Source organism: Parasediminibacterium paludis (assembly GCF_042651445.1).
GTDB lineage: Bacteria > Bacteroidota > Bacteroidia > Chitinophagales > Chitinophagaceae > Parasediminibacterium > Parasediminibacterium paludis.
In genome coordinates, this window is sequence record NZ_JBHSDC010000029.1 from 464,421 (window position 1) to 487,079 (window position 22,659).

General features: G+C 35.0%; 17 protein-coding genes. 7 read left to right on the forward strand and 10 right to left on the reverse strand.

Features of this window, described 5'->3' with window-relative positions; all coding sequences use genetic code 11:
- Positions 1–376: 376 nt before the first annotated feature.
- The 4 genes from ACFOW1_RS15875 to ACFOW1_RS15890 are packed head-to-tail and all read left to right on the forward strand — an operon-like array spanning position 377 to position 6,488.
- Positions 377–1,705 carry a hypothetical protein gene (locus tag ACFOW1_RS15875; protein WP_379015635.1) on the forward strand — a complete coding sequence of 443 codons (1,329 nt, stop codon included), beginning with the start codon at positions 377–379 and terminating at the stop codon, positions 1,703–1,705.
- Positions 1,672–2,337, forward strand: a complete 666-nt coding sequence (locus tag ACFOW1_RS15880) for a condensin complex protein MksE (protein WP_379015636.1) — start codon at positions 1,672–1,674, stop codon at positions 2,335–2,337. The genes ACFOW1_RS15875 and ACFOW1_RS15880 overlap by 34 nt, the downstream gene beginning before the upstream one ends.
- Positions 2,321–5,659, forward strand: a complete 3,339-nt coding sequence (locus ACFOW1_RS15885; protein ID WP_379015637.1) for a hypothetical protein — start codon at positions 2,321–2,323, stop codon at positions 5,657–5,659. The genes ACFOW1_RS15880 and ACFOW1_RS15885 overlap by 17 nt, the downstream gene beginning before the upstream one ends.
- Positions 5,640–6,488, forward strand: a complete 849-nt coding sequence (locus tag ACFOW1_RS15890) for a hypothetical protein (protein ID WP_379015638.1) — start codon at positions 5,640–5,642, stop codon at positions 6,486–6,488. Before ACFOW1_RS15885 ends, ACFOW1_RS15890 begins: the two co-directional genes overlap by 20 nt.
- 47 nt (positions 6,489–6,535) lie before the next feature.
- On the opposite strand, the gene ACFOW1_RS15895 is transcribed toward ACFOW1_RS15890, so the two are convergent.
- The 8 genes from ACFOW1_RS15895 to ACFOW1_RS15930 all read right to left on the reverse strand — a co-directional run bounded on the left by ACFOW1_RS15895 (position 6,536) and on the right by ACFOW1_RS15930 (position 17,481).
- Positions 6,536–8,290, reverse strand: a complete 1,755-nt coding sequence (locus tag ACFOW1_RS15895; protein WP_379015640.1) for a UvrD-helicase domain-containing protein — start codon at positions 8,288–8,290, stop codon at positions 6,536–6,538.
- A 4-nt stretch (positions 8,291–8,294) separates the two neighbouring features.
- Positions 8,295–10,424: an ATP-dependent nuclease gene (locus ACFOW1_RS15900; protein ID WP_379015642.1), complete on the reverse strand. Its 2,130-nt coding sequence runs from the start codon at positions 10,422–10,424 to the stop codon at positions 8,295–8,297.
- A 408-nt stretch (positions 10,425–10,832) separates the two neighbouring features.
- Positions 10,833–12,173 (reverse strand): tyrosine-type recombinase/integrase, encoded by a 1,341-nt coding sequence (locus ACFOW1_RS15905; RefSeq protein ID WP_379015643.1) that lies wholly within the window; start codon positions 12,171–12,173, stop codon positions 10,833–10,835.
- Positions 12,174–12,481: 308 nt separating this feature from the next.
- Positions 12,482–13,357, reverse strand: a complete 876-nt coding sequence (locus tag ACFOW1_RS15910) for an ABC transporter six-transmembrane domain-containing protein (RefSeq protein ID WP_379015645.1) — start codon at positions 13,355–13,357, stop codon at positions 12,482–12,484.
- A 2-nt stretch (positions 13,358–13,359) separates the two neighbouring features.
- Complete coding sequence (locus tag ACFOW1_RS15915; RefSeq protein ID WP_379015646.1) at positions 13,360–14,805, reverse strand: SET domain-containing protein-lysine N-methyltransferase; 1,446 nt, start codon at positions 14,803–14,805, stop codon at positions 13,360–13,362.
- Between the two features lie 110 nt (positions 14,806–14,915).
- A complete protein-coding gene (locus tag ACFOW1_RS15920) occupies positions 14,916–16,022 on the reverse strand; it encodes an ATP-grasp domain-containing protein (RefSeq protein ID WP_379015647.1) in 1,107 nt (368 codons plus the stop codon).
- A 15-nt stretch (positions 16,023–16,037) separates the two neighbouring features.
- Positions 16,038–16,529: an SET domain-containing protein-lysine N-methyltransferase gene (locus tag ACFOW1_RS15925; RefSeq protein ID WP_379015648.1), complete on the reverse strand. Its 492-nt coding sequence runs from the start codon at positions 16,527–16,529 to the stop codon at positions 16,038–16,040.
- Between the two features lie 73 nt (positions 16,530–16,602).
- Complete coding sequence (locus ACFOW1_RS15930; RefSeq protein WP_379015649.1) at positions 16,603–17,481, reverse strand: MerR family transcriptional regulator; 879 nt, start codon at positions 17,479–17,481, stop codon at positions 16,603–16,605.
- A gap of 489 nt (positions 17,482–17,970) precedes the next feature.
- Between ACFOW1_RS15930 and ACFOW1_RS15935 the strand changes: the two genes are divergently transcribed.
- Positions 17,971–18,489: a nuclear transport factor 2 family protein gene (locus ACFOW1_RS15935; RefSeq protein ID WP_379015650.1), complete on the forward strand. Its 519-nt coding sequence runs from the start codon at positions 17,971–17,973 to the stop codon at positions 18,487–18,489.
- Positions 18,490–18,542: 53 nt separating this feature from the next.
- Here ACFOW1_RS15935 and ACFOW1_RS15940 read toward each other — a convergent pair whose 3' ends face one another.
- Positions 18,543–19,376, reverse strand: coding sequence for a rhomboid family intramembrane serine protease (locus ACFOW1_RS15940; protein WP_379015652.1), 834 nt, complete (start codon positions 19,374–19,376; stop codon positions 18,543–18,545).
- Positions 19,377–19,479: 103 nt separating this feature from the next.
- Between ACFOW1_RS15940 and ACFOW1_RS15945 the strand changes: the two genes are divergently transcribed.
- Entirely contained in the window at positions 19,480–19,932 is a 453-nt protein-coding gene (locus ACFOW1_RS15945) for a hypothetical protein (protein ID WP_379015654.1), read from the forward strand.
- Between the two features lie 49 nt (positions 19,933–19,981).
- Positions 19,982–20,329, forward strand: a complete 348-nt coding sequence (locus ACFOW1_RS15950; protein ID WP_379015655.1) for a cupin domain-containing protein — start codon at positions 19,982–19,984, stop codon at positions 20,327–20,329.
- 89 nt (positions 20,330–20,418) lie between these two features.
- On the opposite strand, the gene ACFOW1_RS15955 is transcribed toward ACFOW1_RS15950, so the two are convergent.
- Complete coding sequence (locus tag ACFOW1_RS15955; protein WP_379015657.1) at positions 20,419–22,641, reverse strand: hypothetical protein; 2,223 nt, start codon at positions 22,639–22,641, stop codon at positions 20,419–20,421.
- Positions 22,642–22,659: the final 18 nt, after the last annotated feature.

Sequence of the window (22,659 nt, forward strand, 5' to 3'; positions counted from 1 at the left end):
TGCGTGGAAGCATTAACGGTTAAACAATTGTATTTGTATGTTCGTTACAAAAAATCCAATTACTTCAAATGATAAAATTGAAAAAAGATATTGCTTCTATTTTAAAAAGTGGAAGTAGTGCATCAATTCAAGCAGTAAAGAATACTCTAAAGCTGGGCAGTATTAATTTCTTAGAATTCCAGTTGTATTTTTTGTCGCAATTTATTCGTAGAGCAAGGTGTAATATACTAATATGTTAAAATTTGTTATAATAAACTATTTAATTCTGTGTAGAGATTAAAGTGTTGTTTTACAATTTAAATATTTTTCTATAGTGGCTTTTGTTGACTTGCTCACTATTTACAAGTGACATTTACCTAAATTAGCATTAATATAATTGCAAAAAGAAATTCTCATATCACTTTCCAAAAATTATTCTGATATACTACCTCAGAATGAGGAATCATTATTACTACTTGTTTGTTTATTTAAAAAAATTGAAGATGGCTATTTAGACGAAGACTTCGAGCAAAAAGACCTTGATGATACTATTGAAGAAGTTGCAGAATTCCTTCAAAAAGGTACGGCTATTCAAAAGGAAACATTATTAAAAAAATTGAGTTCGCATTTTTGCCACACTCATGCTGTAGGAAATAAATATTTGATTCATTTGACGGTTTTTGCAAAAGAGATGTGCAGGTTATTAATTGACCAAGTTGAACCTGAACTTAAAAAATTTGAACTCTATTTTGCACTTCATAAGACATTGCCTTTAGATGAAGAAGACTTGTTGAATATTGATAATTTCAGCTATTGGTTTAAAAATAATTTTCTACCTGCACAGAAAACAATTTTAAGAAATACAGAATTGCTGCAAACTGCAATAGAAGGCAAAATTGTAGAATTAAGAAATCTTCTTAAACCAGAAGTTGAAAATCCAAACGAGTTAATTAATTCATTTACTAAAATTTTCAAAGAACTTGAAATACAGACGCTAGGACTTATAAACACTCTCGACTATAAGAACGAAACGCTTAATAAGATTAAAGCTTTGAAACAAGAGTTTTCTCAAGACGAAGAGACATTTACCGAGTTTGATAAAATGCAAAGAGAGATAGATTGGTTTTTTCAAAGTATTGATCGGAGAATCTATTCTATTAACGATAAAATTCAGCTTGCATCTAAACGATTAAAGAATCTATTTGATACATTAAAGCATAAACAACTTTTTAAAATAAAGATTGAAAAATTCCTGACTTTACTTCTTAAAACCAGTAGAAATGAAAAAGGAGAAATTCTACTTCATGATTCAATTGAGAAGAAACTTATTCCATTTATTCCAATGAAGTTTATAGCAATTCCGAAAATTGATTTTAAATATCTAAGCACCGCAGAGCCACAAAAACAAACCTATGACAAATCGCATGAACAAGAGGAGCGAAAAAAGGGGCTTGCTTTATTGAAAATTCAAGAATCAACCTCACAGTGGCTGGATAAAATTAATACAGAGATGGAATCTGGTAGTGAAATTAATTTTGAAGATTGGTTCGATAAAATACTTGAAAGTGAAAATAATCTTGAAGTTCCTATAAATGTTTGTTTTGGGTTGATTGAGCAACATAATAAAAAGGAGAATCAAGTTATAACTATTGATAAAGTTGGCATATTAAAAGTAAAAAACGAATTGTCCTTATGGAAAATGAAAATTCAAACTACATATTCTTAAACTCTGACAGAGCAAAAAAGCACTTCGCAGATGCTGATATTACGCTAAAGCAAGGTAAACATTTACAAGACTATGGGAATGACAGTCGCTTATTTTCATTTGTCGATGAATATTATGATAAAGGGCTGAAAGAATACTATCTGCAATTCTTTCAAATAAATTTAGTTAGGGATACAAACGATAATCAAAAATTTTATTACTTAGATTTTACAGATGATGGGAAAGGGAAACTTGGGCGGGAAAATAGAAGCAAAGAGTTAGAAGATGATAAAGTGATTTTTGCAATTCTTTTGCTTAATATTTTTAAAGATAAATTCTTTGAACATAAGGAAATAGAATGGAGTGAGCTTGAACAAATATTTAAAGAGAGCGAACATAAAGACCTTTGGCAAAAACTTCTTTTTGGAAAGGTTAAATTGAACTACACGCCTGTTGAAGAACAAAATGTAAAAGATAAAGTAAAAGGCATTTTGAGGGACTTTGAGAAATTAGGTTGGGTAGAAATAAAAAGTATTGATGAAGTAAAGTTTGAAATAATGCCAAGTATAGAACGAATAGCTAAATTGTATAGAGATGTTATCGGCAATATAGATTCACTCGAAGAGTATATAAACAATGGACAATTATCCTAAAATTTATTCTGTATCTACTGTTGGTGTAAGGCAGCATGAAAATGCTGATTATTTACTGCACCCTGTGAGAACTGACTTTACTGGTAATAATGGCTTAGGCAAGTCTATTATAGCTGATTTGTTACAGTTGATTTTTGTTCCATTAAGGGATGAATGGAAGCCAGGAACAGAAGGGCTTGATAAGGACAAGAGAAAAATTGAAAGTATTCCTTTAGAAAAGGACTGGATTCAACATGCGTACAGCTTCTTAAATATAGAGAAGTCAAAAGGAAAATATATTACAATTGGAGTTTTTATTCCGAATACTTCAAGGGTTCCTGTAAGACCCTTTATAATTCAGCAAGGGGATGATTTTGAAACAAAAGGTTCCCGATTAAAGTCATTTGAGCAAATCTTGGTTTCAAATGATTTCATAGCTGACACGGGGCATGTTCTTGACTTGAAAGGGTTAAAAAGAAACCTTTATGATAAGTATAAAATTCACCTGAAAGATTTTTTCAACAGGGATGAAGTGAACAATTACTTTGATTTGCTTTTCAAGAATCAGATTATACCAATTGATCTAACCAAGGAAATTAACTTAAAATCTTTTGCCAAAGTTCTACAATCATTTTCAAGGGCAAAGACCTTAGATATAAACAAATCTAAAAGTTTACAGGATTTTTTATTTGAAGATAATGAGGATATAAAAACCACTTTTGAAATCCAAAAAGAAACGCTGAATCAGCATATCCGAAACTTTCATAACGCCAATACAGAGATTACAACATTAAGGCAAAAACAAAGCAAACTTGAAAATTTAAAGCAAACATTTGCCACATACGAAGCAGCTAAACAAGATTATCTTTCAAAGAATGCCCATTTACTTCATAAAATATTTAATGAAAATCGAAAGGCTTATGAAGCAAATGAGCATAAAAAGAATAAGGCTTTTGAAGATTATACAAAGTCTAAAGCAGAGTATGAAAATCAATGTGTCGAATCCTATTCTAAAATAATTGAACAAAAAGGAATTTGTAACCAAATAAGAATTACACTGGAAGAGCAACAAGCTGATGCTGGAAAACACAATATTGAAAACCTAAGAAAAAATTCAAGACTTACAGCAAATCTTGTCGAACAATTAGAAACACTAAATTCTATTATTATTGAGTGCGTCTCAATTAATCAAGTTGAGTTAATCTTTGCAAAGGAAGAGAAGCTTAAACAGCAGAAAAGTAAGTTAGACAGACTTAAACAAATGCCCTCATTCAGCGAATTCAAAAACTCAAGATGGGCGGAAAATTATTCGTTAGCATATTCCCATTATAGTGATAGAAGTCAAATTATTGCCAGTTCATTAAAGACCCTAAAAAGAATTTTGGATTTATATGATGGCAATAACCCCGATTCTTTTTTTAATTGGGCTATTAAGCATAATAAAGAATTGTCACTAGAGCAAGAAACGGTTGTGATGAGTTTTAAAGAAATTTACATCAAAAAAGTTTCATCAAATGAAGGAAAGAAGTTTACGCTAAAACCAGAAATATTACTAGATTCTTTTGACAAAGAGGTAAATGGTATTTGGGTAAATCTTGGTGAACTTTCAGAGTATTTCCCTTTAGTTTCAAAGCAGATTTTTAACGATAAGGATAGGCTTAGGCAAGCTATTGAAAAAGATAAGGAAAACACTATCGAAGAAATTAGGTTGTTAGAAAGAGAGCAAGATGCAATTCAAGAGCTTAATCAAGGGTTAATTAATATTGGCTATAATCAAGAGTATTGCGAAATTTATCATAATGCAAAAGTGCTTGAAGAATGGGAATACGATAAACTATTTTCTGAGGATAATCTAAATTTTATAATTGAACATTTTGAATCCTTTGCAAAGGTAGATTCGATAAAGGAAGAATTAAAATCACTTGATGAAAAGATTTATAAAATCATTGGCGATGTTACACTTTTAGATGTAGAGCTGAAATACAATAATGAAGTGTTGACTGAAATATTTACCAAAGTCAACGACCTTAAAGCAGAGATTACTAAGCCAATTGAAGTTCAAGAATTCAATATTAAACACTTAGAGCTACAAGAACTTATTCGTAAAAGAGATGAAAATAAAAAAGAAATAGCAACAATTGAAAAAGTAAGAGGGTACACAAAAGGGGAAAGAAATAATCAGAAAAACACTTTTGATTTGTGTAGTCAAAATACACAATTACTAAGAACTGCAAAATCTAACTCAGAGCATTTATTCAATGAAGCGAAAAAAAATCTTGAAGAAAGAACTGAGTTGAAATTTGACAACTTACTTGCACTTGGGCATGTTACGGAAGAGCTTGTTGATAATCTTAGGAATGAGCATGAAAGAATACAAAGTCTTTACCAAACAGAATACATCGCAGTAGCTGGTAATTTTGAAGATTCGAAGCCAGATAATAAAAACCCTGAAATCTATAAAATTGATGGGGTTCCATATTTCAGTTTTCAGTCCTTAGTTAATTTGTTATGCGGAAAGATTGGCTTAGAAAATTTGACTACTAAACTTGCAGAATTAAACGATAACCTTAAGAGTTTGGGAGAACTTCAACTTAAAATATTAATTGAAGTTTTTAGTCTTGTAGAAAAGCAATATAGGGAGCATGAAGACACAATCAGGAGATTGAATTTCTTTTTTGAAAAAAATAAAATAAGCGATTCGTTTCGTTTCAATGTTGAGTTTAACTCAAGGAAGGATATTAATATAGACTGGATTGAAAAGATGAAGGATAAGGCAAGAGTTCAGAAATTAGGACCAGATTTATTTACACTAAATGAAGATATTCCTTCTGAAGAAAATACCCCTATTCAATTGATAAGCAAAATTGCCAATACATTTTATAACTCCATTAACGCCGATCCTTATCAACTTCTCAATCCTAAGTTTTATTTTACTTTAAAAGTTGAAATGAAAGATGAAGATGGAAAGTCAAATTCAGGGAGTGGAGGTCAAGCATACACAGCTTTAGCACTTCTCTGCATAGGTAGATTATCAATTGTGCAAAAGCAGCAAGACAAACACTTGGGCGTGAAATTCATTATCATAGAGGAGTTGTCAAATATTGACGATACCAATTTTAATATTTTCCCAGAAATAGCTAAGCGATTTGGTTATCAATTAATGACAATGACACCCAAACCTTTTGGTTCATATACTGATGAAGAATGGTATCTGCACATGTTGATAAAGGGTAAACAGGATAAATTCAGAAATTATACCCCGATGAGTTTTTTTAAAACTAAATCAAAGAATATAGAACTTGAAAAATACTTAATAAAACAAGATGAATTGGAAGGCTCATAAACAATTAAATCAACTTTTTAATGAGGGTGAGACTTCAAGTGAAATCCTTGAAATTTCTTTGGTGCAGCGATGGCAGGAGATGGATTTTCTGGAACGAATAAATAAAAAAAAGGTTTCTAAAACAAACCTCTATGATTCAGTTTATACAAAAGAACTTTTACAGCAATTCAATTCTTTTGAGAACTTATTAATAATAAACAACCTTACTGAAACGAACTTTAAAGAAGAAGAGCTTTCAGCTCTTCTTAGAATTCAAAATGACAAAGAGGAAATTTTAATTACTGGAAAAAGCCAGAAAGAAATTGCAACGCTCTACTTTCATAGTGCAAAGTATTTAACTAGAGGGACGATTCTGTATAATGCCATCCTTAAAGTTTTAGATGTTAGTGAATTGCCAGTTGACGAACACGACCAGCAATTTCTTTGGGTATTGCATTGTAAAACCAAAAGTCCAAAAGCAATTATATTTTGTGAAAATGATAACCAAATAAGAAAGCCAAGACTTAATGAAGTGGAACTTTGGTATGCAGGAGGAAGAAACACAGCCAAACTTAAATTCGTTGTTGAACCAACAATTCCATTTTACTATTTGTGTGACTGGGACAATCGAGGAATCGAAATTTACCAAGACATCAAGAAAAATATTTTTCCTAATATTCAAATTTTAATTCCGCAAGATCCTATAAAGCTTTACAATATTGAATCAAAATGGAAAACAAAAATTGATTACTCACTTTTTTCCAATGAAGCTAAACAACTTTTAGAAAAACTGATTCCTGAAAAGTGGATTGAAGAAGAGAGTATTAATCATAATATGTTGCTTAGATAAAAGAGTTATATCTAATAGCTTTCTAAAACTTAGGTAAGTTGAAATTTCTAATCATAAGTATATCTAACATTTGCCAAAAGGCTTGTTGTTCCTAATGCAGCTCCTCTTCTTGTTGTCCTTCCCTTTTCTGCTATTAAATACAGATTACGTTTTGCCCTTGAGCAGATAACATACAGTAATTTTTTTCCAGCCTTAATTAAATCATCCTCTTTCCAATGGGGTATATAATTTGTTAGTAATCCAAAAGCTATTACTGTTTGAAATTCTTCTCCTTTTATTCCATGACAGGTATTAACAACAACCCCTGAATTATGATTAAATAGTCGCTTAAAACTTTTGGTGTCTTTTGCATAATCGAAATCACTGTTTTCCATTTTTGCTCTTGTGCCATCAAAAAAATTAGTCCACTGTACCAGCAAGTGTTCATTGCTTTCAATAGATATACCAAGCAGTGTTGTCATTTGCAAAAATCTTTCTTCCAGATAGTTCAAGCCATTCTCATTAATTGAAGAAGTCGAATTAATTGCCTTTAAAAGTTTTTTTGCTTTCTTTTCAGTTTGCTCAAATACTGCTACTCCCAATGCTTCCAATTCATTGAGAAGTTCATGTGCCCATCTATTTCTTAAAAAATACATCTTTGGAGATGGTTCAGTTAAAAATAATTTAGATGCCTTTACCCATACATTTTCTTGTGCCTTAATTAATGGAGATAACCCTATTGCATCAAAGTTTATATTAGGTAATCGATTTTTTAATTTACGACCCATTGGTATTACAAGCCACCACTGCGGAGCAAGTACACATATCTCATGTTCAGGTATTCCCTGAGCAATACTATTCTCAATAATGGTTGCGATATTTTCAACTAAATTATCTTTATTCACAATCCTATCAAGGGATAAAAAACCTCTTTCAGTCGAATAGCTGCATTGGGATTCAATCTCTATAGTTTCTGTCTGAAAATTTCGGTAGTAATCAATAATTCTTTGAGTGCTTCTGTAATTACCAGAAAGTTCCAATTCGGTTAACTCGATACCTCCAAATTCATCAATAATCTCTTTTGCATTTTTTGCCATTCCTCCTAATGAACCATAAATGGCCTGGTCTCTGTCGCCTACGATAAAAAGCTTAGTGCTTCCATTGCTTACCTTAAATATGCTTGCAATAATTGCATATTGCAAATCTTGTGTGTCTTGGTACTCATCAACACAAATCAAGTGAAAGATATTATTCAATGTTTTCGCAATGATGGGGTACTTTGTCATAAGTTTATATGCAAAGAAAAGTATCTGGTCAAAATCAATGAGTTTCTCACTTTTCAAAATTTCGTGGTACTCCTGAATAAGTTTAATTTTTGTTCTGTCGAGTTCATTGATAGAACCATCTTTATTAAGCCTTGTGTTTATCTCATCAAAGAAACCTAACCCGTAGCTTTCTTTAAGCTCCTTTAAAATCTCCGAACTTTTATACTCATCTGCGATAGAAAAGCCTTTTTTCAATTCTTCTATCTCTGAGGAGTAGGGGCGTAATATCCATTCAAGGCTAAATGAGTGAATAGTTCCAGACCATACTTGACTGGGGTCTAAATCCATTTTAATAAGCCGTCTTTTTATTTCATCGGCAGCCCTGTTTGTAAAAGTTAATGCTACAATGATTTTTTTTGTATCCTCGATAAACTGAAGTTCGTGAGCAATCTTGTAAGTTAAAACTCTCGTCTTTCCGCTTCCTGGGCAAGCAGTAAGTAATACATTCCCTTCTTGTAATACGGCATCACGTTGTTTTGAATTTAGTCCTGCTAACATTTTTCTATTTTAAATGGTTAGCAAGTTTTGTTACAGCATCATTTTCCATTGCCTTGCAATAAGCAGTAACGCTTTCATCAGGATTTTTAAGTTTTAAAATTTCTGCTAACAGCTTTGAGTAGTCTGTTTTATCACTATCAATTTTTAGTTCCTGAAGCTTTCTAAGTCTATGCCGTACCATTGATAACAAAGTCTTATTGTTAATATGGGGACTTGCAAAAGCAATTGCTTCTATTATATAGTCAGGGATATAAGTTAGATGGTTTATATTTTCACTGACCATTAAGGCGAACCAGCCCTTTTTAAATTTATTAGCGAGCCTTAATATCTCTGTTCCACTAACAGCGACATCCTCATCTTGTAAAGCCGTTTCAATTTCTTTCCATTTACTTTCTGTTTTATATTCCTTCTTTATCGTTTCAACAATTTCATGACTATTTCCTGCCAATAAGAAGTCAACTTCAAAAGTATGTTTTGCATAATAAACGTCTATCCAATCGTTGTCTTTTATAAACTTATCTAACTTCTCCTTTCGTTCCTGTCCACTTTTTTGAGAGTTTCTGCAATCTTTTTCAATAGGGGTATCTTTTTTTTCATCTGAAGGAAGTGGCAGAATAGATTTGTCCCAATCGGTAAGTATTGAACAGTGTTTTTGAATCCGTAAATCATCAAATAATCTTGCAATGTTTTCAAAGCCAGTGCTACCTATATTTACTAAGCTGATACCAACTTCATCAAGACTGATTCCATACACAGCTTTTACAAGCTCAGGTAGTAATATTTGTTCTGCATCTCCTTCAACTAAAATAACACCTTTAGCAAAAAGTAAATTGCTTCTTACTGCATCAAGATACCTTTCAACTTTTGTAACTTCTTTTTTATCCAATCCATTGGAAGGGCTAAATACCAAGGCATTTTGATTGGATCTGCTCAATATGTTTACAGAACTTATTTGGCTTACAGAAGAAATATGGGTAGAGTGGGTAGAAATAATTACTTGGGTATTCCTTTTGTCCAATCTTTGAAAAATAGTTTTTTGAATATGGGTATGTATATGGGCTTCGGGTTCTTCAATAAGCAGAAAATTTGCAACCTTTTCTAAAACCTTTACTTTTTCGTATTCTAATAATTTAAGGGAAAGATAAATCAGGTTGGCCCCGCCTAAGCTAAGTTCCCATATCCTTCCTTGGTAACCTTCTTCGTCAGGGTCGCCTACCCATAATTTGAGTGATTGGAGTAGTTTTTCAATATCAGCCGGGAGTTCTGATTGGATGCTGATATTAGGAGCATAGGTTTCACCAACAGCTTCTTTTATACTTTCGGAAATTCCTGCGGACACATTTTTAACTTCGTCAAGACCTGAAATATCCTGGTTTAATACCTCAATTTTCTTTTCAATATCAGCTTTCTTCGCAACAGAAATACTTTTTTCTTTTCCCCGTAATAGGTTTAAAAGCGGATTGTCTCTATATGATTTTAAATCAGCTTCAACATCTCTTAATGCCTTTACAAAGGTGCAGGAAACCTCATTTGAAATGGAGAAATTAGAAAGCCTAACACCATATATATCACTGGATTCATCATCAGGGTTTGGGAAAATCATCTTGTCAAAATCACCTACATATTCCCTGTAATTATCATCATCTGAAAAGTCAACATTGTTTCTTCCTCTATAAGTTATTTCATAATCGTCTAAGGTTATTTTAGAAAGGATTTCATCCAGCCCTTCTTTCTTTTTCGTTGGAATTTCAGAAAATTCAAATAGCTTCTTTCTAACTGATTCACGAGGGCGGCAGCAAAGGAGAACAGTTCCTTTTGTAATATCCATTTCTTCAACATGCCCAACTTTGTGCATAGCTATAGCTTGTAATTCCTCATCTGAATCAAGCTCGTCAAACTGAAGTTGTATTATTATCCAATGTGCTTTCCATAGACCAATTGACCTGTTAAAATCAGTTTCACTAAAGTAGGTGCGGCGAGGTAGATTTTCGTCAATTAAAAGTCTCAAGGCATACAGTAGGTTACTTTTACCTGAACCGTTCTCTCCAATTAGTGTATTTACCCCTCTTTGAAACTGCAAAGAACAACTCTTAAAATTTCTGAAATTCCGTACAGATAGTTTTGATATATACATATTTGCGGTGCTTAGATACACAAAAATAACCTTTATGTTTTAAGCATTGCTCGTTACAAATACCTGATTTAACCCAGCAGGACTTGAATCTTCCGGATTTGTTCTAAATCGTTCAATATTTGGTTAGAACGTTGTCAATTCAAGCCGACTGCCTAAGTTCGAGGTATAAACATTTGTTAGATTACTTTAAGTCATCTAAGAATGTCAAAATAGGTATTAAATGTTCGGCTGTATCCCAAGCCCACTGACAAAACTTAAATTAAGCCGCTAAAAAGGTCAAATTCTTCAGCAAAAAGTTCGAGTTATGTACCAATGGATTCTCGGAAAAAAGAGAATCTAAAAATTATTTATCAAATAATGGTTATTCTCAGAAGATTGAATCAATACTATTTGCTATGAATTGAACTGTTATTTCATCTTAAATGTTTCCAAATGTGAAGCAAACTTTCGTTTTGTCGCATCATCAAAACTGGCCAGATAGTTCTCTGTGGTAGTCAGTGACTGATGACCAAGTGCTTCTTGTATATACCTTGTTGAAACCCCTGAATTCTTCATTATGGTGGAAAAGGTATGCCTAGCGACATAAGTGGTGATTTTCTTTGTAATGCCTAATTCCTTTTGCATATGCTTCAGCCAATCATTAATCATGTGAATGAACATCTTCCTATCCTCATGCTGCTTGTAAAGATTTGAATTAAGATCCAGTACGGGAAAAATAAGGCTATTGGGTGACTTGTTTTGATTGCCCCAATAATCCATTATTCGTTTCATGTCATCCGTAATGAAAACTGAAATCAATACTGGCTTCTCCCTGTTCGCCCTTTCCGTTTTGGCACGTTCAAAAACAATGAACCCTTCGTGTATATTCTTGAACTTTAAATAAAGCATATCCTTGAAATTAATCCCGTTGCCAAAATAGCTGAACAACCACATGTCCTTTGCCCTTTGTTCAGTTGGGTTGTTGGGGTCACAGGGATAGTTATACATCTTCAAAAGTTCCTCATGTGTCAATGCTTTTTTAATTCCTTTTCCTGTAGGCACAGTGTACTTGCGTTTCCCAAATGGGTATTGCTTTGAAGTAACTATATCCTGAAAGATGGCTTCATTGAAAACTGCCCTCATGTTGCGTGTATATATACCAATGGTTGTCTTGGATACCCCTCTCGCCAACAAGCAGTTTTCAAACTGCATTAAATACGAAACAGTAACCTGCTCCAAAAGAACATTGCCTTTAAACTTCTCAAAAGAACGGTAAGAAGTATAATAGTTTTCTGCTGAACCGATACGTCCTTCCAGTATCAGTTTCTTAACGATACACTGGAATATATTTCCAATAGTGCCTTCGTCAAAATGCTGCGAAAGAATCTTGTAACGCTTGATGGCATCAAGTGGCAACTCTTCATTGCGGTACATGTCTGGTAATTCCGCTGAATATTTTCTGGATTGTTTTTTTACAAGCAACGGATGATGCTGTATGAACTTCCGCTCGAAATCAGCAAATTCAAAAGGCCTGTTTTCTTTAATAGCTTCTTCTGCCTGCCATTTCAATTCGTTCAGTTGGTCACGTATTTTCCTAAGCCCCTCCCCAATATTTTTGGCTTCCAACTTTTTAAAGTCGTCCTCGCTCAAATCGAGGACAGTTAAGTAAAATTCTGTTTTGCTTTGCGTATATACACGCAGTTTAACAGGATAGGTCTTCGTTTTCTTCATTCTCCTTGTGTCAAGGAAAATGGATGTAGTTACTGACATAATCAAATTTTTATCATTTTCACAATACAGCCCTTCACAAAAATTTGCATAAAATTTGCACAAATCGAATGGTTAAACACCACCAAACTAGGTTTGACTAAATTAAGTAAATAATCTTGAAATCCTTTGCAGTAAAGGATTTCAGTAAAATGAGGTAAAGTGGAATTAAGTGCGGTAAAGCCATTTTGAACCGCTCATAATCAGGGGGTCCCAGGATCATGCCCTGGTGGGCCCACATTGACAATCAAGCAGTTATGACGTGAAACGTGTAGCTGCTTTTTTTATGAGCTAAGTTCAATATTACTTTACTAGTTCTCAATATCCTCTTCTTCATCAAACTCAATGCGTCTAGTAATATCTTTTAAAGCACTAAGGCGCTGAACCGCGTAAGGTATCGTATCTACACCGCCTACAAACTTTAAAATATAGTTGTAAATGGCAACAATATCGCCTGCTAAAAAACCATCTTTCCAATGCTTGCCTGTTGTAATAAGCAAAGAAGTAATAATAACTGCAAGTACCAATAGTTCCATTGTGCCAAAGTTCCAGGCTTCTTTATCTGATATTTTTACCTGCCATTTGCGTAGGTTATTGTAGTGTTGGGTTATTTTCTGGCTATTTCGGCTGCCTATTATTTCTACTTGTTTTTCTAACTCGTCGTTTTTTAGTTGGTTAAGGCGCTTCATGCGCTTACCATAAAAATAGCTAATAATCGTTACTGGAATTAACATACCCAGACACACAAGCACAACAGCACGGTCGTAAAACATGAGCATGATTAACGAGCCAAGTAGATTGTATACGGCTTCTACTACATAGTTTAAGTCAAATTCAAGAAAGTCGATGAACTCTCTGGCCAAGGTACTATGGGCACTTAATTTAGAGACTTCATCGCTATGATAATTGCGTGACAGTAAGCGGGTAACCAAGGTAGTATATATGCCTGAATAAGTGCGTGTATCGTACATGTGTCTAATAGTACCCGCAATCAGCCATAGCACATGCGCCGCGGCTAGGTAAAGCAAGCCTTGGTAGCTACCTTCAAGTAAACCATCTACTGCTTTACCTAGAAAAAAAGGTCGCATGAGTAAGCCCAACATCTCTATACTAAACAAACTGTAGGTAAGTAGTAGCTTATATTTATATTGTAGTATGATGGTTTTAAGGGCTTCAAATCTCGACATGGTTAACGCTTACTTTTTGCTCTTTCTGTAATGGTATTATTTGCTGTGCCAGTAATGAAGCCTCGGCAATTGCTAGCCCCACATTGGCACATAAAAGGCTGCATATCGGTGCTTAAAAAATTGCTATAGTCGAGTGTTAGTTCTTCGCCCTTGGCAATTGCTCTAGTAGCATATACATTTAAGCCTTCATATGCCGTATTTGCTTGGCAACTATGGTTTTGTGGTGCCCAATTTTCGGGCTGTTCATCCCACAAAATAAACACTTCATCACTTATGGGATAGGCATAGCGCCTAAAATCTTCTTGCGCCTTTTCGTTCCAATGCTGTTTTACATAATCTTTCGTAATGATGCGTTGTGCTAAACCTTCACCTTCAAATAGTATATCGCCTGCCGCTAATGACTGTGTAGCATATATGCCATAGCCCGCTATGGCGTTGCCTTTGATGGTGTATTTGCGTTGCTTGCGTTGATGCCTTGCTAAACCTTCATCAATAATATGCTGCAAAAATTGACGCTGTCCATAACCATCATGTTGTAGTATAAAATCTGCTGAACCTTCGTAGCCGTCTTTGTAAAATACTGAGCAAGTAAAATTGATTTCTAAAAAGTATAGTTTGCCAGTGGTAGCCTCCATTCTAAAATCTAGCCTAGCATAGCCTACACCATTAAAGCCTTTAAAGATAGCTTCGGCAGCACTACGTAGCTGCGTACCTAAAGTTATATCATCGCAAGGTATATTGGCATTTGGGTGTAGTTCAGAGGTTTTAAGTGCGTAGGTTTTGTACTGAAAATTAGCAGGGAAAATATATTCTATGGGTTGAAACGTAGTTACCGTTTTGCCATTAGCGTCTGCTGCTAGCATTACTGTAAATTCTCTGCCAGCTATATATTCTTCTACTAAGAGTTCATCGTATTCAGTGAGCACTTGTGCTACTTTTATCTGTAACGCCGCCATATCTGCCACCAAACTGTTGTCATCTATACCAAGGCTATCACCTGCTTTTGCTGGTTTAACAAATAGTGGAAACTGTAAGTGCTTGCAAGCAACTGTAATATCGTCTGCGCCCGTAATTAAAGCATAGCTAGGTGTAGCTACATCTGCACAATAAGCCACATATTTCATCAAAGCTTTTGGTGGGTCGTATAGTTTAGTAGTAGGACCTGTAAAAGGTAGGTTCAATAGTTCCAACGTATATATTACATCTATGGATGGTACTTCCCATTCAAGATAGCCTTCACAGAGGTTTACAAAAATATCATAACTCTTGTATTGTAAAGATTTTAGCTGTTTGTAGGTTGTTAGCTTATTTAAAAATACTGTATCTACTTGTGCTTCGGGTAGTAAAGGCTGTAAGTCTCTTGCAGGGTCATAATATTGGTAATCTACCGTCGTAGTTGAATAGTCTGGCAGTAGCACACAAACTTTTAACCCCTGTTTTTTTATCACTACTATAAATAATTTTAATGATTAAATGCTATTTTTACTATATTCCTAAAGACTATTATCTGCAACCTTTTAAGGCTCACTTCTTTTGTTTATCGTCTATTTACTTTCTTTTACGCACTCTTAGCTAGTGCATTATTAATTATCTGCACTACCAACTCGGTAAAGCTAGTATTTGCGAATCGCAAAATAGCCCCGATACTCGTAAAATTTTCATCTTCACTAATACCGCATTGGGCATTTACTTCCAGAACGTACAGCTTACTAGTGGCTTTGTCCATTCTAATATCTACCCTTGTATAACCAATGCCTTTTACTGATACAAAAGCCTCCCAAGCGGTTTGCATGATATGGTCATGTAAGGCTAAATTGGGTACGGCATACTCGTAAAAGTTAGCATTGTTGGGCATTGGCGTTTCATCTTCATATATTTCCCATAGTCTGTCGAATGATAAAAACTGTTCGTGTGGTGGTAAGCTTTCGTGAAATACACGCTCTACTGGTGGGTATACAATAGCTTTTTCTGGTTGGTGGTGATTGCCTACTATTAGTACCGTAAATTCTGGTCCATCTATAAAAGCCTCAGCAATCAAGCCATCGGTTGCCAACTGCCACCCACGGTAGCCTGCAAACATTGCTGCTATCTGTTCTTGCAAGGCAGACATTGAGTGAACTACATTTTTTACTCCCACGCCCATGCTGCCGCCCGATACAGATGGTTTTATAATAGCAGGTGTGCCTAATTGGTTAAATAATTCGCTCACATCATCTGTAGGCTGTTTAATTGCCAGCCATTTAGGTGTAGGAATTGCGGCAGCATCGAAAGCCTGCTTCATATCTATTTTAGAAGTTGTGATATGATAAAAGAAAACGTCGGCGCCTGTATAACAAAGCCCATACTGCGCCAATAACTTTACCACACTAATACCTGGTGTGCCATTTATTTCATCCCCATCACAAAGGTTAAGTACCACTTGCTGAATGCTACTGTTAGCTTGCGTTTGTGTTATTTGGGAAATCACTTCAGCGTAGCTAGACATGGTTACTGGCTGCCATTGCCAACTGACTCCGAGTTGTGCAAATACAGTGGTATACTCAGCAATACTTTGGGTAAAGTCGTAATAGTAATCTAGGTTGGCATCATTCGTAACCACATAAGGTGCTAGCACCCACACATGCAAGTTACTAGAAGGTATAATGAGTGTTGTGTTCTTTGGCATTGCGTCTAAGAGTCGCTATTTGTTAGCAGCAAGCTGTTGCATAATAAAATGGGTAAAGCGATGCTGTGCAATGGCGCTGTTGCTAAGATAGGCAGCGCCTTGAATTAATTGTAAACAATTATTAGCGCCGCAGTTACAAACGAAGGGTTGATCCATTTGCCACTCAGTAGAAGGGTAGAAAAAACGGAGTTCATCGCCTATAGCAATGGGCTTTAAGCAGATAAGTTGCATGAGTGTAGTATCAAAAAATACATTGGGGCTGCAGCTATGATTAATATATTGCAAAAACTCAGGCATCAGTGTTATATGCTGCTGCATGCCTATTTGTATGGTAAGATAATTTGGTCTTGTAAGGGTTTCTTTGGCATTAAAAAAGCTAATTACCTCGCCCTCAGCTATGGGCTGTGCTGCATGTAAGGCATGTTGTTGTGTAGTGGTATTCAGTACTACCATAGCAAAGCCATGATGGCTAATAATGATAGATGTTGGGCTGACAATAGTGGTCATGCAGTATAGGAATACTGCAATATTCAAAGGTTTAATCGCTAAACGGGCATATCGCCTTAAAAAGAGATTAACTTTATAAAGTAGCTAGGTATTCCATTACTTCGCCAAGCGATTTCTTGAACGAAATATTGCTAGGTACCTTCTTTTTATATTGCTGCGTAAGCAGGCCCGATACAATTAATTTACCATCAAAGAAGCGGTGGTGCGCATTAATTAAAAACTTCTCGAAGTTAAAGTTCTGTGCTACGGCAGTAAGGTGTGTGTATAGATAAGTAGGCTTTTTAAGATTGGCTACAAACTCTACATCTTTTAATGGAACGTTGGCGCCAAGGTAAATTACTTTTACACCTCTTGTTTTTAATAGATAATACATAAAAAGTAAGCCAAGTTCGTGGTGTTCACCTTCTGGCAAGAACAATAACATCGATTTATTGCTGGTAATATGTGTACCGACACCTTCAATACCTACAATCAATTTTTGGCGAATAACATTTGTTACCAAATGTTCTTGTGCAGGATTAATGTGGTTGGTTAACCACAAAATGCCAATGCGTTCAAGAAAAGGAAAAATAATTTGTGTGATGGTTTTTTCGATACCACGTGCGGAAATATGAATGTCTAATAAAGCCTCAAAGTCTTCTATTTTCATATCCACCATGTGGTGAATCAATTCGTTAATAGCACGTTCTTGTTGCGCTTGGCTTTGTGATAGCGATACGATTTTATCCTTCATTTCAGGATAACTCATACGATCAATATGCGATATCTTAAAGCCATATTTGTTTAATAGGGCGATGTTGAGGACGGTTTTTAGCTCATCGTTAGTGTAATAGCGAATATTGGTATCGGTACGCTGCGGTTTTAAAAAACTATAGCGTTGTTCCCATATACGAATGGTATGAGCTTTTATGCCCGACAATAACTCTAAATCTTTAATGGTAAAAGCGTTCATGCAAATAGAACAACAGTTTTGGGAAAAGGTTTAAACTTGTATCGCTAAAGATTAAACAATTTTAGATTGGATAGTATAATGTTAAAATACAAGTCCGTGGGACAATAACAACTAAAAATGAAATACAAAATAGGTTACACTTTATTTTTAACAGACAGATTTTTATAGTATTAAAAAATGATATTTAATAGCTAAAAGCCCTACACTTTTTCATACACTCCTCATACACTATCCATACTTCGGGTATAGCTCGGGTATACTTCGGCATTAGGGCTGATTTTTACGGACAAAATTTATTGGTTGATAAAAATTTGATTTCTCGGAACGTTTTATTTTTCATTGTTTGGCAAGCTTTTTTTGATTTAGAACGCTTTTAGGATAGTTTGTACATACTGAAATGTATTCTTCCTTCGTGTAAACCTTCACGATCATTCCAACTAACTAATTACGGCATTTTCACCTAACTTTAACCATAAAATTATACCATACATGAAAGTAATACTCACCATCAGTTTATTATTTACCATTATTATTGTGAGCAGTTTTAAGCCGATTGCCGCTTCCAATGATGCTGCTAAAGACAAACAACTAATTTCCGCGATGCTAGATAGTTTTAATGTGGCAGCAGGTCGTGCAAACTATGATACTTATTTTAATTTTTATACAAGTGATGCCATTTTTATAGGTACAGATGCCACAGAGCGCTGGAATAAACAAGCTTTTATGGTTTGGGCTAAGCCCTATTTTGACCGTGGTAAAGCTTGGAACTTCAAGGCATTGGAGCGTCATATTTACCTAGATGCAACTGGTAATCTCGGGTGGTTTGACGAGTTATTGCAAACACAAATGAAAATATGTCGTGGCTCAGGTGTTGTAGTAAAAAGAGGTAATACTTGGAAGGTACAGCAATACGTGCTATCTATGACGATACCAAATGATAAAGTAGATAGCATTGTGCGCATAAAAGCACCAATAGAGGATGCGCTGATACTGCAATTGACTAAATAATAGCTTTGTATAATTGTTTCGAAGCCAAGTTTGTTGCTGCAATTAAACTTTGTTTACCGTTTTGAGTAGGTGTTTAATATATCCTTTTCTCGCTTACTGAGGCTGTTAATGCCATGCCTATTGATCTTGTCAAGTATGGCATCTATGGTATCTGCTTCTAGTTTTTTCTCAGCGTTATACTTTTGATCAATGGTGTAATAGGGTAGGTTATTTTTTACAAAAAGATTGTCTACCAATAGTATGTGCGGCTTTGTAATAATGAGATAAATAAAAATGATGGCAGGAACAGTAATCAGCAAAATGGCTATGTAATTGTAACGTAATACTTCTGGTTGACAGACAATAGCAGCAAGCATACCCACTAGCGCACCACCAAGATGTGCTTCGTGGCCAATATTGTCTTTTTGCGACTTGATACCATAAATAGACACTGCAACAAATACAATACCGTATAGCCAACCTGGTATATAAATGAAAAACATACCAATACCAATGCTAGGTTGTAAAGCAATAGCAGCGAAAATAATACCACTAACCGCACCTGAGGCACCCACAGCACTGTAATCCCCATGATGCCTATGTACAAGAAGCGACAATAAATTACCACCTATCAAACTAATAAAATATATTAATAAAAAAATCCCATTACCAAGCACGAGTTCTATATTATCGCTAAATACGTACAAGCTGAACATATTAAACACCAAGTGCTGCCAATTAACATGTAAGAAGCCCGAACTAACAAGGCGCTTATAATCTTTACGTTTTAAAACGGCATCTACCTCAAACTTATAGCCATCGAAAAAAATTTGGTTGGTAAACCCTTTGTAAGAGACAATAACATTGATTATCACAAGTATAAAACCTAAAATACCACTATTAGACATACAAATAAAATTTAGTGTATTAGTGTTAAACAAATATAATGTGTGTAGTGATAATTTTATAACAGTGCGATGATTTATCTTGTACCCCATTAAATTGGTTGTTATGAAAAAAATAGGGGCATTAATCGTCGTTTTGGGTATAGGTATTATTGGATATGCACAAAATAATACGGAAGAGGAAGCCATTAAAGTTTTGCTTAAGAAAGAATCTGCAACTTGGCGCGCCAAAGATGTGGCAGGCCATGCAGATTGCTGGCAAATACGCCCTTATAGTAGAATATTAGTATCTACTGGTAATGGCCAAGTAATAGATGTGCCACCTATGGCCATGATACATCCCAAACCCGAAAACATGGGTGATGGCGGTACATCGGTTAATTCTAACTATACGTTTAGCATCCAAGCAAATAGTGCATGGGTAAGCCACGAAGAACTATCTATTTCTGCCGCAGGCAAACAGACAAAAACCTACGAAATACGCTTACTTGAAAAAATAAATGGACAATGGAAATTGGTTGGGCAATCGATAATGGTGCAACAACCAATTGTTCAATAGAGATGTTATTGTAACGTTCTTTAATTTTATTCATCACAAATATCTAGCAATGCCTTTCTTACAATTAACCGATGTACCTGTAACAGATATAATTGAAGGTTATCATGCGCAGTTTATCCATACTGATAGTATGACTTTTAGTTTTATAGATGTAGATGCCAATAAAGCTTTGCCCCTACATAGTCACCCACACGAGCAAGTGAGTCAAGTAATTTCTGGTAAGTTTGAATTAACTGTAGATGGTGTTTCAAAAGTGCTAGAACCAGGTGATGTAGCTGTTATTCCTTCAAACGTGGTACATGGTGGTGTGGCCATTACCGATTGTAAATTACTTGATGTATTTACACCTGTAAGAGAAGATTATTTACAAAAAAGTTTAGCTGCTACGAAGAAGTAGGGATAGTAATCTAGAGATATAAATTAGAAGATAAAGGTTAAAATCAGTTTTTAATTATTTATATCTGCATCGTACATGTCGCTGTCCAACTACTTCACCATCTGCTGTAACTGTAACATAGCAGCAGTATTAATACTATCATTTAGTGATGCTGCTATGTCATTTTTCTCAGCTGTTGTAAGGTGAAAACTTAAGCTAGCCCTTGCCGCTTCTTTGGTAGGGATGTATTGAAAAGCAACACGTTTGAAGTTGTTGCCATAGCTACGGCGTAAATATTCAATTGCATCATGCTGGTAATAGTCTTGCATTTTAAACCAATTATTTTGTAACAATAAAAATGGCTTTGTAAAAAAGCTGACTATGCTATTGCCATCAAAAGGTTTGTCCCAGTCGTCAACTGCTCTATCACGAATTTGTATCAATACCACGCCGCTTGTATTAGTTTGTAGCCAATCTTTAAAAGTTTCTATAAACCGCAGGGTAGTTTCTTGCCCAAAATTATCTCGTAAGCCAGCATCCATCACATCAATAATTGGATTGGTAGGTAGCCACACATTCGGTAACACATAAGGAAATGTTGCATTCATTCGCAAAGCACTCAACACTCTAATATTAGTACTGCCTTGTTTCGCAAAAAAACTATTAAAATCTATCGCATCAGGTTGATAGGTGGCTAGGCGATTACTATCTGTAACTGGTTGCATTAAAAAGCGCATTGGCTGGGTACCAATAATCATTTTTCTACCGTCTCTGGATATGACTGAGCTATACAACATGGTTGGAATATTTGCGGCTGCTTCATCTTTGATATACTCTTTCATTGGCTTATCTAATAGGCCGTTGGTATTCGTGTTTAATTGTTGTTCAAATGCATACCCTCTATCTTTTGTGTATTGGATATTGTTGTTGGTAAATTTTTGTGCTGGACCTAAAATATCTCTTGCTACAAACGAGGAGAACAAAGGATTTAAGAGGTCTTTAGCAATATCATTAACGTAAGTCTTCTCGTATAGATTGATGGGTTTACCTTGTATTTTTTGCAAATACAATTCACGATAATAAGCAGCCCCAAGCATCCCCCCAGAAGCGCCATTAATTAACATGGTTTGGCGCATTAATGTTCCGCCCATAATACTATCAATTCGTTGCAAAGTATGCATGGTAAATGTGGCACTTCGCGTACCTCCTCCACTTACATTAACAATGTACATGATGGGCTTCTTAGAACTTTGTTGTTCCTTCCAATGGTTAAGGCGTTGTATAAATAATTGCTTGTCTGCCAGTTGATTAGCTTCACTTGCAAGTGCGTTAACCGTGGCAGCATTGTAAAGCGGTCTGTCATCTTTGGTTTGGTAAGCAAGCCCATATACTTTATTTCTTGGGTCAAAATATTCTTGTTCATATAGGTAATTGAACACCAAAAATGCTACCAACAAAACAGGAATGCTCCAGTTTTTTAAAAGGATAGAAAAGGCGCCGCCCACCGACACCAATATGGCAAATAGTAAGGTAATACTTGCTGCTGCAGGTATAATAAATATTGGATGGTCTAAGAAGAAACCAATGCCTACTAAGAACATGAAAGCGATGAAAATAGCATACACAGAAGCCAAATGGTGTCGTTTAAAAATGCTATTCAAATAGTCGTCTGAATAATGTCTTACATCCCTCGGCTGGCGCAAATGAAACATCGCACTTAAAAACCAATCTACGCGTATCTCATCATGTTTGGCTGGTAATTTCTTTTTACTTACTACACGGTTATAATGCTTATTGGCACTCGTAATAACAGCCACCATGCTTCGATAAATGGTTTTATCGGCTGTAAAAAAATACAAAAAAGCGACGGCTATAGCTGCCATTAAACCAACTATAAAACCTATTACTAATAGTGTAATATTGGTAGTAGAATTGAATTCTTCTTGTTGCTCATACCTAACGGCCTTAAACAAGTAGTATAATAAAAAAATTATCGGTATGATGGCATTATTGATACAATATTTTAAAAATGGTTGTGCAGTGGTGGCTAAAAATCGTACTACTTTACTGTGTAAAATAAATGTGGTGATATTCCAGCTCATGATGAAGACGCCAATGGCGACGCCTACAATAGCTGAACTGAAAAAGCTAACATTACCCAAATATTCAGGTGCGAGAAATAAAGAGACAGCGCCAAAACTGCTCATGAAATTGCCACTAATAGTAGCAAATAAGATATACCAAAATACCAGAAAAATTTGGTAGCGTTTAAAGTGTAGTAAGCATAATTGTATGGGCAAACTATACCAACACCCAATAAGGTATTTCTTCATGGGCAAGCGAATTTTTTG